The 16,241-nt window shown below is 65.3% G+C and carries 11 protein-coding genes; all 11 read left to right on the top strand.

Features of this window, described 5'->3' with window-relative positions:
* The first annotated feature begins 80 nt into the window (after nt 1-80).
* The 11 genes from NFJ07_RS08930 to NFJ07_RS08980 all read left to right on the top strand — a co-directional run bounded on the left by NFJ07_RS08930 (nt 81) and on the right by NFJ07_RS08980 (nt 16,189).
* Nucleotides 81-1,133 carry an FUSC family protein gene (locus tag NFJ07_RS08930; RefSeq protein ID WP_269993753.1) on the top strand — a complete coding sequence of 351 codons (1,053 nt, stop codon included), beginning with the start codon at nt 81-83 and terminating at the stop codon, nt 1,131-1,133.
* A gap of 60 nt (nt 1,134-1,193) precedes the next feature.
* Complete coding sequence (locus tag NFJ07_RS08935) at nt 1,194-2,717, top strand: amidohydrolase family protein (protein ID WP_269993924.1); 1,524 nt, start codon at nt 1,194-1,196, stop codon at nt 2,715-2,717.
* Between the two features lie 172 nt (nt 2,718-2,889).
* Nucleotides 2,890-4,281, top strand: coding sequence for a serine hydrolase domain-containing protein (locus tag NFJ07_RS08940; RefSeq protein WP_269993754.1), 1,392 nt, complete (start codon nt 2,890-2,892; stop codon nt 4,279-4,281).
* On the top strand, nt 4,278-5,165 hold the full coding sequence (locus tag NFJ07_RS08945; protein ID WP_269993755.1) for a serine hydrolase: 888 nt from the start codon (nt 4,278-4,280) through the stop codon (nt 5,163-5,165). The genes NFJ07_RS08940 and NFJ07_RS08945 overlap by 4 nt, the downstream gene beginning before the upstream one ends.
* 49 nt (nt 5,166-5,214) lie before the next feature.
* A complete protein-coding gene (locus NFJ07_RS08950) occupies nt 5,215-6,804 on the top strand; it encodes an ABC transporter substrate-binding protein (RefSeq protein ID WP_269993756.1) in 1,590 nt (529 codons plus the stop codon).
* 21 nt (nt 6,805-6,825) lie between these two features.
* Nucleotides 6,826-7,830, top strand: a complete 1,005-nt coding sequence (locus NFJ07_RS08955) for an ABC transporter permease (protein ID WP_269993757.1) — start codon at nt 6,826-6,828, stop codon at nt 7,828-7,830.
* A complete protein-coding gene (locus NFJ07_RS08960; RefSeq protein WP_269993758.1) occupies nt 7,830-9,785 on the top strand; it encodes a dipeptide/oligopeptide/nickel ABC transporter permease/ATP-binding protein in 1,956 nt (651 codons plus the stop codon). The genes NFJ07_RS08955 and NFJ07_RS08960 overlap by 1 nt, the downstream gene beginning before the upstream one ends.
* A gap of 26 nt (nt 9,786-9,811) precedes the next feature.
* Nucleotides 9,812-10,768: an ABC transporter ATP-binding protein gene (locus NFJ07_RS08965; RefSeq protein ID WP_269993759.1), complete on the top strand. Its 957-nt coding sequence runs from the start codon at nt 9,812-9,814 to the stop codon at nt 10,766-10,768.
* Nucleotides 10,769-10,827: 59 nt separating this feature from the next.
* Nucleotides 10,828-14,175: a serine hydrolase gene (locus tag NFJ07_RS08970; RefSeq protein WP_269993760.1), complete on the top strand. Its 3,348-nt coding sequence runs from the start codon at nt 10,828-10,830 to the stop codon at nt 14,173-14,175.
* Nucleotides 14,172-15,305, top strand: coding sequence for a M20 family metallopeptidase (locus NFJ07_RS08975; protein WP_269993761.1), 1,134 nt, complete (start codon nt 14,172-14,174; stop codon nt 15,303-15,305). Before NFJ07_RS08970 ends, NFJ07_RS08975 begins: the two co-directional genes overlap by 4 nt.
* Nucleotides 15,302-16,189, top strand: coding sequence for a GNAT family N-acetyltransferase (locus NFJ07_RS08980; protein ID WP_269993762.1), 888 nt, complete (start codon nt 15,302-15,304; stop codon nt 16,187-16,189). The genes NFJ07_RS08975 and NFJ07_RS08980 overlap by 4 nt, the downstream gene beginning before the upstream one ends.
* Nucleotides 16,190-16,241 lie beyond the last annotated feature (52 nt).

Here is a 16,241-nt window from a genome sequence, read left to right on the forward strand (position 1 = left end):
AGCTTGCGAGGCGAGGGTGGGGGTGGGGATTAGTTGGGCCGTACAGCGCTCAAGAGAAGCAAACAGAGGCAGGCAATCCATTGAACGCCCTGGCAGAGATGTTCAGGATCGGTCCCGGGAACAAGGACCATCACCCGGCTGTGCGCTGCGCGGTGGGCGTCTTCCTGCCATTGATCACCCTCGTGTTGTTCGGACGCCTGGACCTTGTAGTCTTCGCCAGCTTTGCGGCCTTCACGAATATCTATGGCCGTAACGAGCCCCACAGCCACCGTTTTCGAAGCCAGCTCCGGGCCGGTTCGCTGCTGCTGGGCATCATCCTGCTCGCCACCCTGACGGCCAGGGCTGCGCAGGGTTCGGACGCTTACGTGTGGATCCTGACGCTCGGCACCACGTTGGTTGCTGCGCTTTGCTCCGTGGTGACGGCCCTGTGGCGGCTTCGCCCGGCAGGTTCCCTCTTCCATATTTTCGCTTTCGCCGCGATCGCCTCCGTACCTCAGCAGCCGCCGCTCTGGGAAGGGATGTTGGCCGCCGTTTTGACCGCGGTGTTGGCGTTGCTGATCGGAATGTCGGCACGGGTGGTCCCGAGCTACCGGACGCCCTGGAAGCGACCACCGGCGGAACGGCTGCTGCCACAGGAAATCCGGGCAGCCTGGCTGGAAGGCTCGGGCTACTTCGTGGCTGCCGGGCTAGCCGGAACGCTTGCTACCTTGGCTGGGCAATGGCTCGGTTTCGGACACGGCTATTGGGCCATGGTGGCGGCAGTGGTTCCCTTGGTGGGGCGCAGTACCCGGCATCGGGTGCAACGGGGAATCCAGAGGATCGTCGGGACCCTGCTCGGTTTGCTGGTGTTGGCCGGAATCCTCTGGCTCGGCCCGGCGCCATGGCAAATGGTGTTGGTGATTGCCGCATGCCAGTTCGGGGCCGAGCTCTTCATTGCGCGCCAATATCTCGTGGCACAGATATTCGTCACGCCGCTGGCGCTCATTTCCACCCTGCTGGTGGCCAACGTCCCGCCCGGGCTCTTGCTGCGGGACCGCATCGTCGAGACGGTGATCGGGGCCGTCGTCGGCGTCGCGGTGGTATTGGCGCCCGCGGTGTGGTCCAGGCTCCGGGCCGGGCGCGTCCGGAGTTAAGCGAACGACGGCGCTCGTTGTGGTTCAACCCGACGATGTCACGGGGTGCCGATCGTCAGAATGGCCAATTGGCAGGCATCCGAAACCTGCCAAGCTGGCTCAATGCGCACACTTCTGAAGGGCGGGCGGGTCATCGACCCCGGCACCGGACATGACAACATCGGCGATCTCCTCATCGAGAACTGCAGCATAGTAGCGGCAGGGGCCCAGCTGTCCCGCGCCGAGACCGAGAGGGCCACGGTCATCGACGTCAGCGGATGCATAGTCGGCCCGGGCTTCGTCGACCTCCACAGCCACGTTCATTCTGTCGCCGGGCAGCGCCTGCAGGCGATGGACGGAGTCACGACGGCACTTGACCTCGAAGCTGGGCTGGCCCCCGTCGCTGTGGCGATGGCCAATGCCGCCCGCGAGGGCCGCCCCCTCAACTACGGCTTTTCGGCCTCCTGGGCGCAGGCGCGCGCCTTTGCTCACCTAGGCGAGGCACCGGTCGCCGATGTGCACAACGCCCTCGGCCTACTCGCCAAACCAGAGTGGCAGCGCAGTTCGAGCCCGCGTGAGTTGAACACCTGGCTCGCGCAGCTCGAGACAGAGATCGCAGACGGCGCCCTCGGAATCGGCATCCTGCTCGGCTATGCGCCGCGCACCGATCCGGCGGAGTTCCTTGCGGTCGCGCGTCTCGCCGCCGCAGCGAAGGCTCCAACATTCACCCACGTGCGTGAACTGATCGAGGCGGACCCGACGACACCGATCGACGGCTCTGCGGAGATCATGATTGCCGCCGCCGAAACCGGCGCGGCCATGCACCACTGTCACGTCAACAGCACCTCCCGCCGCTACATTGACCGTGTACTCGGCATGCTCGAACGCTCTCAGGCCGAGGGAAACCGCGTCACCGTGGAGACCTACCCCTATGGCGCGGGCAGCACCGCGATCGGTGCATTCTTCCTCGCTCCGGAGCGCCTCGGCGCCTGGGGCATCAAGCCGAGCGACATCACAATCGTCACCACCGGTGAACGGGTCGCGGATGCCGCGCGCCTGAGAGAGATTCGCCGCACCGACCCGGCCGCCGCGTGCGTAGTCGCGTTCCTCAACGAAGAGGATCCGAGCGACCGGGCCCTCCTTCAGAGCGCCCTCGCCTTTCCCGATGCCATCGTCGCGAGCGATGCCATGCCCGTCACGTGGGCCCGCGAAGTTCGCGAATCGCTCCAGTGGCCGCTACCGGCCGGGGGCGCCACCCACCCTCGCACGGCAGGAACGTTTGCCCGGTCGATTCGCATGATGGTGCGTGAGACCGGCGCCTGGAGCTGGCTCGAGGCGTTCCGGCGCTGTTCCTACTTGCCGGCGCGCGTTCTCGACGATGCAGCGTCCGGCGCACGGGCCAAGGGCCACCTTGGTATCGGTGCGGACGCCGACATCGTCGTGATCGAGCCGGAGCGCTTCTCCGACACCGCAAGTTACCTCGATTCCACCCGTCCCTCCGTCGGTGTGCGCCATCTCTTCGTCGGCGGTACAGCCGTCGTGCGGGGCGGTCTCATGCTGACGGACGCGTTCCCCGGCCGCCCGCTCAAGGGAGACCCCCGATGACCGAAACCTACTTTGCCCGGGATGCACGCGATCCGAGGCGTCTAACGGCGAGCGGGCCACTTTGTGCAATCGAACCAAGCTGCACGCAAGTCTCGTCGGTTGCTACCAGTTTTTAGTGCGGCAGCAGCGAATAGGCTCAGCGAATTCGCATTCTCAACGAGGAGGAACTTTCATGGTGGAATCACTGTCACAGATCGGTGCTTGGGTCGAGGAAAAGCTGCCCGACCTCATCGCCAAATACCAGGTACCCGCCGCATCCGTGGCGATTCTCAGTGATGGCGACGTGGTCCGGACCGCGGCAGGCATCTTGAACAAAGCGAGCGGCGTTGAGGCCACCACCGACTCGGTCTTCCAGATCGGTTCCATCACCAAGGTCTGGACAACCTCGCTCGTCATGCAGCTTGTCGATGAGGGACTCGTCGACCTCGACGCACCCGTTCGCCGCTACGTCAAGGACTTCGTCATCGCCGACGAGGCCGCCGCGGCGAAGATCACCGTTCGTCAGCTCCTCAGCCACCTCTCCGGTTTTGAGGGCGATATCTTCAAAGCCACGACCGAGGGCGAAGACGCCGTCGAGAAGTTCATGCCGATCCTCGCCGATGTGCCACAGCTCTTCGAACCCGGCGAAATGTTCTCCTACAACAACGCAGCCTTCTCGGTTCTCGGCCGCATCGTCGAGGTTGTTCGTGGCAAGCACTATGAGGCTTGCCTGCGCGAACACCTCATCGACCCGCTGCAGCTCAAGCACGCGGCCACGGGGGCGGGGGAGGCAATCATGTTCCGTGCCGCGCTTGGTCACATCAGCCCGAGCGAGGACGCCGCTCCGGAGCCGGCACAGGTCTGGTCACTTGTGCGTTCGAACGCTCCGGCCGGATCCGTTTTCGCTATGAGCGCGAGCAACCTCATCGCCTTCGCAAAGATGCACATCGACGGCGGAGTTGGCCCGGATGGCAAACAGATCCTGAGCGCCGAAAGCGTCGCAGCAATGCAGGAGCAGCAGGTCAAGCTTCCGGAACTCGGTCTCATGGGCGACAGCTGGGGTCTTGGGTGGGAGCTCTTCAATTGGGAGGGCGGCCCCGTCATCGGCCACGACGGAGGAACAATCGGCCAGAGCGCTTTCCTCCGCGTGATCCCTGGGCAGAAGGCCGCGATTGCGGTGCTGACAAACGGCGGCGACGTTCTTGGCCTTTACAAGGAGCTCATCTCCCCCGTCATCAACCGTCTCACTGGCATTGTCGTGCCGGAGCTTCCCACCCCCGCGAACGACGTCCACGCCATCGATGCCTCGCGCTACGTCGGCACCTACAGCTCACAGGTCGCGGACTCCCACGTCACCCAGGACACAGAGGGGCGGATCTGGATCGAACAGACGATGAAGGGAATCTTCGCCGAGCTTGCCCTGGAGCGGCCCCCGGTCGAGCTGGTGCCTTGGAAGGGCGACACCCTCATCGCACGTAAAGCCCGTAACGGATTACACACACCGCACGCCTTCGTGGGCAACGACGGCAACGGCAACGCGCTGTACCTGCACACCGGTCGCGCCGACCGCCGGGTGTCGGCATGAGCGCCGCCATCCCGGATGTCTTCAAGCGGGTTGGAGCCACAGGCTTCCTACACGCGCGTGAAATCGGGGCGGATTGCGACCACGAGGTCTCCGTCCGCTCCGACGAGCGCGTAATCCTCGCGTCCGTCTTCAAGATCTTCGTCCTGGTCGCCTTTGTCCGCGCGGTTGATGCCGGCCAGCTGGATCCAAGCGGGCGGACGATTGTCACTGCGCGCTACCGCACCGGCGGAGTTGGCACCGCAGGATTCGCCGACGATGTCGAGGCCAGCTGGCGTGACCTTGCCCACAACATGATGGTGATGAGCGATAATGCCGCAACCGACGTCCTCTACCACCAACTCGGTCGGGAGGCAGTTGACCAGGTCGTGAGCGACCTCGGGCTCAGCCAAACGCGTCTGATCGGCTGCTGCGAAGACTTGTTCGCTTCGGTCGTCGAAGACCTCGGCGGCGGTGCGGAGAGCGACCTCAAGGAGCTGCTGGAAGCGGCGACGGCCGAGCAGATCTGGGGCCTCTCGATCCTTGATCCGGTGCGTACTGCCGCGTCGACTCCGCGGGACATCACGACGCTTCTGAATGCAATTTGGACTGACACCGCAGCGTCTCCAGCGGCCTGCAAGACCGCCAGAGACATCATGGCGCAGCAGATCTGGCCGCACCGGCTGTCGTCGGGATTCCCGAGTGATGTACTGATTGCCGCGAAGACGGGAACCGTGCCCGCAGTGCGCAATGAGGCGGGCGTCGTCACCTACCCAGACGGACGGCAGTATGCGGTCGCCGTCTTCACCAGAGCCGACTCGCTGGCAGACCGCTTGCCCGCCGTCGACGCCTCCATCGGCGTGGCCGGTCACCTCGCGGTTGAGCACCTCCGGGAGCTCTCTTCGTAACTCCACCCGCACACATCCCATCTCGCACACGACCAGCTGGAGGCATTTCATGCGTTCCATTACCCCATTCGTCGCCCTCGTTGGGGCGGCAGCACTTGCTCTCACGGCCTGCGCCGCGCCCGGCGCTTCCGGCAACCACTCCGGTAACGAGCTTGCGACCGACGGCACATTCACGATGGCAATCGGCGCCGACCCTGGAAACCTCAACCCCATGATCACCGCGATGAGTGTCGCGCGCACCATCGACCGCTTCCTCTATTCGCGCCTCGTCGAGGTAGGGAGTGACGGCACCATCGTTTCCGGGCTCGCGAGCAAGTGGAAGGCCGACACCACCAACGCCACCTTCACCCTGCGCAAGGACGCCACCTGCGCTGACGGCACCGCGATCACCGCGTCAATGCTCGCGGAGAACATCAACTTCATTGCGGACCCGAAGAACGGCTCGCCCCTCGTCGGGCTAAACGTACAAGCCGGCACGGTCGCGACAGGCGACGACGCCACCGGCGTGCTGAGCGTGAAGAGCGGCGCGCCCGACGCCTTCCTCCTCGAAAACGTTGGCAGCGTGCACATGGTGTGCGGGCCGGCTCTCGGCCACGCGGATGCGCTCGCCAAGGGTGAAGGCGCGACCGGCATGTACACGATGACCAAGATCGCCCCGAACTCGCAGTACACACTGACCCGGCGCAAGGAGTTCGTTTGGGGCCCTGGCGACTGGGACCCGAAGCAGGCTGGCATCCCCGCCACTGTCATCTTCAAGGTCCTGCCCAACGAGACCACTGCGACAAATCTGCTACTTTCGGGCGAGCTGAACGCCGCACAGGTTGTGGGGCCCGATTCCGAGCGGCTGCGCACCAAGAAGCTCTTCTCCAGTGATATTCAAGCTGGTTTGGGACAGATTCAGTTCAACAAGAACCCAAAGAAGCTGCTTTCTGATGAGGCTCTTCGCATTGCCCTCACCAAGGGCCTGAACCTCGATAAGCTGCGCGCGGTTATCTCGAACGGCAGGGGCACCGCGCCGACCAGCCTCGTCAACTCGGCGCCGAACCCCTGCCATGCCGACGTGGCGACGGCCAACATCCCGGCCTTCGATGTGAAGGCCGCAGCCGACGCACTCGATTCCGCCGGCTGGAAGCTCGGATCGGACGGCATACGCGAGAAGGGCGGAGTGAAGCTCTCACTCACCGTTATCTACCCCTCGTATATTTCCGACTCCTTCGGCTCGACCTCGGAGCTGCTGCAGTCGATGTGGAAAGAGATCGGCGTTGCGGCGACCCCCAAGGGTGTCGATGCCAACGGCGTGAGCCAGACGCTCTTCGGTACCGGCGACTGGGACGTTTCACTCATCTCAGTCGGCGTTGGCCTGCCCAGCCAGATCGTGCCATTCTTCTCCGGCGCAACCCCGCCGAAAGGCTCAAACTTCGGCTACACCGATAACGCCGACTACATCGCCGCCACGACCTCTGCCGCGACGAAGCCCGGCAAAGAAGGCTGTGACGACTGGTCGCACGCTGAGGCAGCACTCATTGCAGCCGCAGACGTCATCCCGTTCGCGAACTCGGTTGTGTCAGTGTTCGGCAGCAAGGCGGAGTTCGTTCAGAGCGACAGCCTCGAGCCCGCGTCAATTCGTCTGTTCAAGTAGCTCGAGAGGTTTGGTAGCCCCATGACCAGCACCATGACCGAAACGGTGGCGGCACCGACTGCCGCATCACGCGCAGGAATCAGCCCCTGGCTGACCTTCGCGGTGCGACGCGGCGGACAGTTCATCCTCTCGCTGTGGGTGCTGATCACGGCGGCCTTCCTCATGATCCACCTCGTGCCCGGCGATCCCGTACGCGCGGCGCTCGGCATGAACGCACCAGCCGAGTTGGTCGAGGCCAGGCGCGCCGCGCTCGGTCTCGACCAGCCGCTGATCGTGCAATATGTGAACTACTTCGCCAAGCTCTTCACCGGCAACCTCGGGGTTTCCACCATCACCAACGAGCCGGTCGCCCACATTATCGCGACACGGTTCCCTGCCACCCTGCAGCTCGCCCTGCTCGCCTGCCTCCTCGTTCTACTCATCGCCCTTCCGCTCGGCGTCACAATGGCCGTGGTGACCCGCGGCAGCCGCAGACGCGGGCTCGAACTCACCTTCGCCATCATTTGTGTGGTGTTCGCGGCAATCCCCGAGTTCCTCCTCGGCGTCGGGCTCGTCTACATCTTCGCGGTCAACCTCGGTTGGTTCCCGATCGCGGGCAATGACAGTCCGTTAGCGCTGGTCTTACCCGTTGTCACTCTGGCCGTCGGGCCAATCGCTGTCTTCTCGCGCATCATCCGAGTCGAGGTCCTCAGCGTCCTCAGCCAAGACTTCGTTCGCACCGCCCGCGCCAAGCGCTTGGCGCCGCGAAAGATCTATATCCGCCACGCCCTCCCCAATGCCATGACGGCGACGCTCACGCTCACCGGTCTCCTCCTCAGCGGCATGGTAGCGGGCACCGTACTTGTCGAAAACATCTTCGCTTGGCCCGGCCTCGGCACCATGATCGTGCAGTCCATCCTGTCCAAGGACTACCCGGTGGTGCAGTCCATCGTGCTCATCTATGGAATGGGTGTACTTCTCGTCAACCTCGTAATCGATATCGTGCTTGCACTTCTCGATCCGCGCTCTACAATTCGGGAGTCCTGATGCCCACTCGTCTGAAATGGCTTTCCATCGTCCGTAGCCCGGTCGGGGCCACCGCCACAGTTCTCGTCCTTCTCCTTGCCCTGCTTGCAGTCTTTGCCCCCCTGATCTGGGGCGCACAGGCCGAGGCCATCGACACCTCTGGCACACAGCAGGGTCCAAGCGCTGAGCACCTCCTTGGCACGGATGCGCTGGGTCGCGACGTTCTCGCCCGCGTGTTGATTGCTACCCAGCTCTCGGTCGCACTCGCGGTCATCGCAGTCGTCATCGGCGTCACGGTCGGAACCCTGCTCGGCACGGCCCCATCCGTGCTCCCGCGTTGGGCCGGACGCCTCGTCGTCGGCATCGTCAACATTGCCGTCGCCTTCCCTGGCCTCCTGCTAGCGCTGTTCTTCGCCGTGATCTTCGGTGTCGGCACGACCGGGGCCGTGCTCGCCATCGGCTTTGCCATGGCCCCGGGCTTTGCCCGCCTCACCCAGACCATGTCTGCCGCGATCGCAGGCCGTGACTTCATCTCTGCCGCACGCGCCGCCGGCGTCTCGCGCCTGCGCGTGCTCATCCGGCACGTACTGCCAAACATTGCCGAGCCTCTCATCGTCAACGCGACCGTTGCCGCCGGCGGTGCGCTACTGGCCTTCGCCGGCTTGTCTTTTCTCGGTATCGGCGTACAGGTTCCCGCCTACGACTGGGGCAAGCTGCTCGGCGAGGGACTCAACCGCATCTACATCAACCCCGCTGCAGCCTTCGGCCCGGCCGTCGCCGTTATCGTTGCCGGCCTCGCGTTCAACCTGCTCGGCGAGACCGCAGCATCCGTGGCCGGTGGCCGCGTCACCATCGGTCGTTGGACGCTCCCGCCGCGGCCGCAGCCCACCACCCGTGCGGTTCCCGCCTTTTCTACCGTTTCCGTCGGCACGATTCTCAGCATCGAGAACCTCCGCGTCTCGTACCCAACCCCCAGCGGTCTGGTGCACCCCGTTCGCGGAGTGAGCTTCGAGGTCAGGGAGGGTGAGGCGCTGGGCGTGGTCGGCGAATCCGGCTCGGGCAAGAGCCTGACCGCGCTGGCCGCCTCCCGGCTCATCGAACCGCCGGGCGTCGTGGACGCCGATCGACTCGAGTTCAACGGCATCCAGATGCTCACCGCGCCGGAGAAGACCATTCGTGGGTTGCTCGGTACGTCACTCGCAATGGTGTTTCAGGATCCAATGACCTCGTTCAACCCCACCCGACGCATCGGCAGCCAGCTCGCTGAGGCCGCACAGGAACACCAGGGCATGAGCAAGAAGGAAGCCATGAAACGCGCCGTCAAGCAGCTTCAGGCCGTGCGCGTGCCCGCGGCCACCCGGCGCGCCGAACAGTACCCGCACGAATTCTCCGGCGGGATGCGACAGCGGGCGATGATCGCGATGGGCCTCATGAACAGCCCCAAACTGATCATCGCCGACGAACCGACCACCGCCCTCGATGTCACGGTGCAGCGCCAGGTTCTTCGGCTCCTTGAACGGGTGCGCACCGACACGAACGCGGCGATCCTGCTGATCAGCCACGACATCGCCGTCATCTCGCAAAGCTGCGAACGCGTGCTTGTCATGTACGCCGGCCGCGTCGTCGAAGATCTTCCGACGGCGGAACTCTACACGGGCGCACGCCACCCCTATACCCGAGCCCTGCTTGAGGTCGTGCCCGATCTCGACACCGACCGCGAACAGCCCCTCGGCGTGATTCCCGGCCGCCCGCCGGCACCCGGCGAAGTACCGCTTGGATGCGCCTTCGCCGCCCGTTGCCCGCTGGCGACGGCACAGTGCCGCGAGGCCGACCCCGAGTTGGAGATCCACAGGGATAAGCACCGGGTCGCCTGCTGGAACCCCGTAGAGAGCGATACTCGCGTGACACTGCCGGAACTAACGGCCGCCGCGCACACTGAAGCTGCGCCGGTCGCAACTGTGGGAGGCGCACAGTGAGCGAGCTACGTTTTGATCATGTCAGCGTGAGATATGGATCCCGCAGCACAGGCCTGACCGCTGTCGATGACGTCTCGCTGACCATCCCCTCCGGTTCGGTCGTCGGCCTCGTCGGCGAATCGGGCTCGGGCAAGTCGACGCTCGCCCGCGCCGCCATCGGACTCGCCCCTGTCACGGGTGGCACAATCACGCTCGACGGCGTCGATGTCACGACGCTGCGGCGCCGGCATCCAATTCAGATGGTCTTTCAGGACCCGTTCTCCTCGCTCGATCCACGCATGACGATCGGTGAGTCCATCGCCGAGATGATTCCGCGTGGCACGTTCTCCTCAGCCGCGGCCAAGCGAGCCGAGGTCGGGCGGTTGCTTAAGCTTGTCAACCTTGACCCCGACCGTGCGGGTTCGCTCCCGGGTGCTCTCTCGGGCGGCCAACGTCAGCGCATCGGCCTCGCTCGGGCGCTTGCCGCACGACCCGAGGTCATCATCGCCGATGAGATCACCTCGGCTCTTGACGTCTCGGTGCAGGGCTCGGTTCTGAACCTGGTGCGCGATGTCTGCGCCGAGCTGGAGCTCACGATGCTATTCATTTCGCACAACCTTTCGGTCGTGCGCTATCTGAGCGACTACATCGCAGTGATGTACCTCGGCCACATCGTCGAGCTCGGACCGGTCGATGAGGTTCTGAACAACGCCAAGCACCCGTATACCCGCGAGCTGCTCGCATCCGTGCCGACCCGCAACGGCAACCTTCTTGCCGTTGATCCGGCCGCTCCGTTGGACGTCGAACCCGCAGACCCACATCACCCGCCGAGCGGTTGCCGATTCAACCCGCGTTGCCCGATTGGGCCGCTCGTCCACCCCGAGCGTCAGATCTGCGTGCAGAGCGCCCCACAGCTTCCCACGACGCCGGGGCACGCCACGGCCTGCCACTTCGCCGAGCTCACAAAAGACCGTCTACCGCAACCTTTCGAACCCGCTTGGTAACAGCATCCGCTCCAGCCAAACCCCGCACAGCGCAACTCATTGATCAGGAGACCCACACGATGGCACAACAACGTGTAAGCATTGACGACCTCATTGCCACGCAGCTTCCAGAGCAGCCCGCTCTGTCGCCGGACGGCGGCAGCATCGCTTATGTTCTGAAGACCACCAACCGCGCCGAAGACCGCGACGAACGCTCGCTGTGGCTCGTGGCCGCGGAGGGCGGCGAACCGCGCCGGTTGACCCGGGGAACGGGCGACTCGACACCGAGGTGGAGCCCGGATGGGACACGTCTGGCCTTCCTGCGTGCCCAGGATGGGGCGCCTCAGATTTGGGTTCTGCCGATCGGCGGCGGCGAAGCCGAGCAGGTCACGACGCAGGCTCTCGGCGCTGGCGACCCCGTGTGGAGCGGCGACGGCACACGCATCGCGTTCTCCGGCCCCATCGACTCTGCTGCGCTGCCCGCCGAAGGCAGCGATGACTTCGCGAAGCGCCGTACGGCACCAATCGTCACAAACAGGCTCGGCTACAAAGCCGACGGTGCCGGCCTCCTTGGGACGGTGCGCAAACACATCCATGTCGTGAGCCTCGGCAGCGGCGAGACAACTCAGATGACCCGTGGCGACTGGCACGCCGGCGATCCGGTCTGGTCTCCGGACGGCGAAAGGATCGCCTTCTCCACCGGCAAAGAGGCCGATTCAGACCTCACCTTCGAGACGGCCGCCTATGTGATGTCCTCGAGCGATGGCAATGCCAGGCCACGCCTCGTGGGTGCCGCCGACGTGCAGCTCTCCGTCACCGGCTGGACGCCTGATGCCTCCAAGCTCATCGCCGTCGGTCGCACCGATGCCGAGGTGGGAAACGCGAGCGTGCTGCTCCTTCCCCTCGACGGCGAAGCGCCACGAGATATCACTTCGGCTCTCGACCGCAATGTCATGCCGGGCGGCGCGGGCTACCCCGGCGCTCTCCCGCAGCTCAGTGCCGATGGCCAGACAGTCATCTTCTGCCTGCGCGACGGTGGTTACACCCACCTCTACGCTACGAGCATCGACGGTGCGGTGCAGCGTGTCATCGTCGGCGGAGCGGCCAACGTGTCCGGCGTCTCCGTCGTCGGCAACACCGCCGCGATCGTGCTCGCGACGGAAACGTCCTTCGGTGAAGTCTCCACGGTCGATCTGTGCTCTGGCACCGTTACGGTGCTCACGAGCTACTCGCCAGAGGAGACCGGCGTCATCGTCGCCGAGCCGCGAAGTTTCACGATCTCGGATGGCGTCGTCGTGCACGGCTGGCTGCGCCGCGACCCGCAACGCACCGGCCCCCTCCCGCTCCTGCTCGATGTGCACGGCGGCCCGCACAATGCGTGGAACGGGGCCGCCGACCCCATCCACGCCTACCACCACGAACTCGTTGCCCGCGGATGGGCTGTGCTCACGGTCAACCCGCGCGGAAGCGACGGCTACGGCAACGACTTCTACCGCGGAGCTCTCGGCGGCTGGGGCACGAGTGACGCCAAGGACTTCCTCGAGCCGATCGGCGATCTCGTCGCCGAGGGTGTTGCCGACCCCGCACGCCTCGCCGTCACCGGCTACAGCTACGGCGGCTTCATGACCTGCTATCTCACCTCGCGCGACAACCGCTTCGCGGCTGCCGTCGCCGGCGGTGTTGTCGCCGATCTCACGAGCGTCGCCGGCACATCGGATGCCGGCCACTTCGTGTCGCGCCTCGAGAACCGTGCCCTGCCGTGGAAGAACCCGGAACTCCTGGCCCCGCAATCGCCCTACAGCCAGGTGGGCCAGGTTCGCACCCCGACCCTCATCGTGCAGGGAGGCGAGGACCACCGTTGCCCAGTCGGCCAGGCCGAGCAGTGGTTCACCGCCCTCCGCGAACAGGATGTGCCGAGCGAGCTCGTGCTCTACCCGGGCGGCTCGCACCTGTTTATTCTCGGCGGAGCGCCCTCGCACCGCGCCGACTGGAACGAGCGCATCGTCGACTGGGTGGAGCGCTATGCCCCGGCCGCCGGGACCCCCGTTCGCAAGAAGGCTCTCAACGCCGCGCACTGGCAGCAGCGCCTGAGCGAGCTGGCGGCCGCCCACAAAGTTCCTGGGGCCACGCTCGGCATCCTGCGCCTCGGCGAGGAGCCTGTCCTCGCGAGCCACGGCGTGCTGAACATCAACACCGGTGTCGAGACCACCAACGACTCCGTCTTCCAGATTGGCTCTATCTCGAAAGTGTGGACGGCGACCGTCATCATGCAGCTCGTCGACGAGGGCAAGCTCGACCTCGATGCTCCGATCCTCGACGTGGTCCCCGAGTTCCGGGTTGCCGACGCCGAGGTGAGCAAGTCGGTGACAATGCGCCATCTGCTCACCCACACCAGCGGCATAGACGGTGACGTTTTCACCGACACCGGCCGTGGCGACGACTGCCTGGAAAAGTACGTCGATGCCCTCTCCGAGGTCAAGCAGAACCACCCCATCGGGGCGACCTTCTCGTACTGCAACTCTGGCTACGCACTGATGGGCCGCGTGATCGAGAAACTCACAGGTCTCAGCTGGGATGATGCACTTCGCGATCGCCTGTTCACACCGCTCGGCCTTAAGCACACCGTGACGCTGCCGGAGGAGGCTCTGCTTCACCGTGCCGCCGCCGGCCATGTGGGCGCCGATGAGAACGGCCCCATCCTCGCTCCGATGTGGTCACTCCCTCGTTCGCTTGGCCCTGCCGGACTCATCGATGCCACCGCGGCAGACGTGCTCGAGTTCGCCCGCATGCATCTCAAGGCCGGGCTCGCAGCCGACGGTACCCGCATTCTCTCGGCGGAGAGCGCCGAGCTCATGACCACGCACCAGACCGACGTTCCCGACCCGCACGTGCTCGGCGATTCCTGGGGCCTCGGCTGGATCCGCTTCGACTGGGGCGGAAAGCGCCTCTACGGTCACGACGGCAACACGATCGGCCAGGCCGCCTTCCTGCGCATCCTGCCAGAAGATGGCATCGCCGTGACACTGCTCACCAACGGCGGCAACACGCGCGACCTGTACATCGAGCTCTACAACGAGATTTTCGGCGAGCTGGCCGAGGTTTCGATTACGGGATCGTTCGGCCCGCCAGCCGAGCCGTACACGGGCGACATGTCCCCGTACCTCGGAACCTACGAACGCTCCGGCGTCGTCATGGAGGTCTTTAAGGAGGAGGAGGCCGTGCGTATGCGCACGACCGTGAGCGGCGTCGTCGCCGAATCTATGCCGAATCCCGTCGAAGAGTACGCCCTCACCCCGGTGGGCGATGGCCAATTCGCGCTGCGGGCGCCCGGCACTCAGGCGTGGCTCTCGCTGGTTTTCTATGCACTGCCGACGGGCGAGCAGTACGTGCATTTCGGCGCACGGGCAATGCCCAAGGTGGCGCAGTGAACTTCGACAGCAAGCGGATGCTCGAAGACCTGCGTACCGTCGTCGAACGCGAGTCGCCCTCCACAGACCTAGCCGCCATCGCCCGCAGTGCGGACACGATCACCCAGCTCGGGGAACGGCTGCTCGGCTGCTCCCCCGAGCGCATCGTGATCGAGGGGCGCACGCACCTGCGCTGGCGCTTCGGTACCCCCAGGGTTCTCGTACTCTGCCACCACGACACGGTCTGGCCGATCGGATCGCTCATCGATCATCCGTTCGAGATCAACGGCGATGTGTTGCGCGGGCCGGGCTCCTTCGATATGAAGGCGGGACTCATCATGGCGCTCCATGCCATTGCGGCCCTTCCGAACCGAGATGGCGTGAGCCTCCTGGTAACCGGCGACGAGGAGCTCGGTTCGCCCAGCTCCCGGCAGCTCATCGAAGACGAGGCGCTCGGATGCGCCGCTGCCCTCGTGCTCGAGGCATCGGCCGACGGCGGCGCCCTCAAGGTTGCCCGCAAGGGTGTCTCACTCTACGAGGTCGCAGTGCAAGGGCGGGCGGCGCACGCCGGTCTCGAGCCCGAGCGGGGTGTTAACGCTTCGATCGAGGCCGCGCACCAGATCCTTGCCGTCGCAAGCCTCGGCGACGCGGAACTCGGCACGACGGTCACACCGACATTGCTACGCTCCGGCACGACCACAAACACCGTCCCAGCCGCATCCAGCTTCGCCGTGGACGTGCGCGTGCGCACGCTCGCCGAGCAAGACAGAGTGGACACCGCAATGCGCGCGCTCGTGGCGACGTTACCCGATGCCGAGCTGAACATCACCGGTGGGGCGAACCGTCCGCCGCTCGAGGAATCGGCCGCGCTGGAATTGTTCGCGCGCGCCAGCCGGTTGGCTGAGGAGCTCGGGCTCGACCGCCTCGAGAGCGCCTCGGTCGGCGGAGCCTCCGATGGCAACTTCACGGCCGGGATCGGCGTTCCAACGCTCGATGGGCTCGGCGCAGTGGGCGGTGGTGCACACGCGAGCGATGAACACGCGCTCGTTGGCGCATGGATCGAACGTACTGGCCTCGTCCACGCGCTCATCGCCGAGCTCATACACGAGTTTGCACAGACGGATCCCGCCGCATCGGTGTCGGCACGATGACCACCCTGAGCGCCATCGGCACAAGCGAAGACCTCGTCGAGGACGCACGTCAGGCGGCGCGGGCCGCGGCGGACTCTGCGGGCATCACGATCCGTCTGCTGCACCAGGTCGAGGAATTCTCCGAGGTAGTGGCGCTCTTCGAGCGCATTTGGACCTCGGATGTCACTCAGGGGCCGGTCAATAGGGAAACCCTGCGGGCAATTTCCAAGGCGGGAAGCTATCTCGCTGGCGCCTACGACGGCGACGAACTGGTCGGTGCGTGCATAGGGTTCTTTGCCGCACCCTCGCAACAGGCACTGCACAGCCATATCGCGGGCGTCGATGGTCGAATGCGTGGCCGCAATGTCGGCTTCGCGGTCAAGGCGCACCAGCGGGCTTGGGCGTTGGGCGAGGGCATCCATGAGATCTCGTGGACCTTCGACCCGCTCATCAGTCGCAATGCCCACTTCAACCTCGTGAAGCTCGGCGCCCGCGCGAGCAAATACCACCCCAACTACTACGGGCAGATGAGCGATGTTCTAAACGGTGGCGATGACACCGATAGGTTACTCGTGACGTGGGACCTACTCTCGGCGAGCGTGGCCGCGGCCTGCCACGGAAAGCCCGCTGCTATCGAGTCGAGCGCACACCGGGCCGATGACGCCCAGACGCTGCTCGAGCCCTCAGCGGACGACGAACCGACCGTGCGGAAAACGGATGCGGGGCTCGTGATTGTTCGCCTCCCGAATGACATCGAGGGGCTCCGCCGCAGTCGGCCGGAGACCGCTTCGCGCTGGCGGGCCGCCCTGCGCGACAGCCTGGGCGCGCTCATGGATGATGGTGGGCGTGTGCTTGGATTCGATTCCTCGCGCCGCTATGTCATCGACACCGAGGCGCGGTCCTAACTCGAGCACCCTGGTCGTCCGCGGAACACAGTCGGGCTACATTCCGTAACGC

Origin of the sequence: Arthrobacter sp. B2a2-09 (assembly GCF_027587375.1) — a bacterium.
Classification (GTDB): domain Bacteria; phylum Actinomycetota; class Actinomycetes; order Actinomycetales; family Micrococcaceae; genus Arthrobacter.

Coding starts and splice junctions, on each gene's coding strand:
- NFJ07_RS08935 (WP_269993924.1), top strand. CDS start 1,194: ATGGCCAATTGGCAGGCATCCGAAACCTGCCAAGCTGGCTCAATGCGC.
- NFJ07_RS08940 (WP_269993754.1), top strand. CDS start 2,890: ATGGTGGAATCACTGTCACAGATCGGTGCTTGGGTCGAGGAAAAGCTG.
- NFJ07_RS08945 (WP_269993755.1), top strand. CDS start 4,278: ATGAGCGCCGCCATCCCGGATGTCTTCAAGCGGGTTGGAGCCACAGGC.
- NFJ07_RS08950 (WP_269993756.1), top strand. CDS start 5,215: ATGCGTTCCATTACCCCATTCGTCGCCCTCGTTGGGGCGGCAGCACTT.
- NFJ07_RS08955 (WP_269993757.1), top strand. CDS start 6,826: ATGACCAGCACCATGACCGAAACGGTGGCGGCACCGACTGCCGCATCA.
- NFJ07_RS08960 (WP_269993758.1), top strand. CDS start 7,830: ATGCCCACTCGTCTGAAATGGCTTTCCATCGTCCGTAGCCCGGTCGGG.
- NFJ07_RS08970 (WP_269993760.1), top strand. CDS start 10,828: ATGGCACAACAACGTGTAAGCATTGACGACCTCATTGCCACGCAGCTT.
- NFJ07_RS08980 (WP_269993762.1), top strand. CDS start 15,302: ATGACCACCCTGAGCGCCATCGGCACAAGCGAAGACCTCGTCGAGGAC.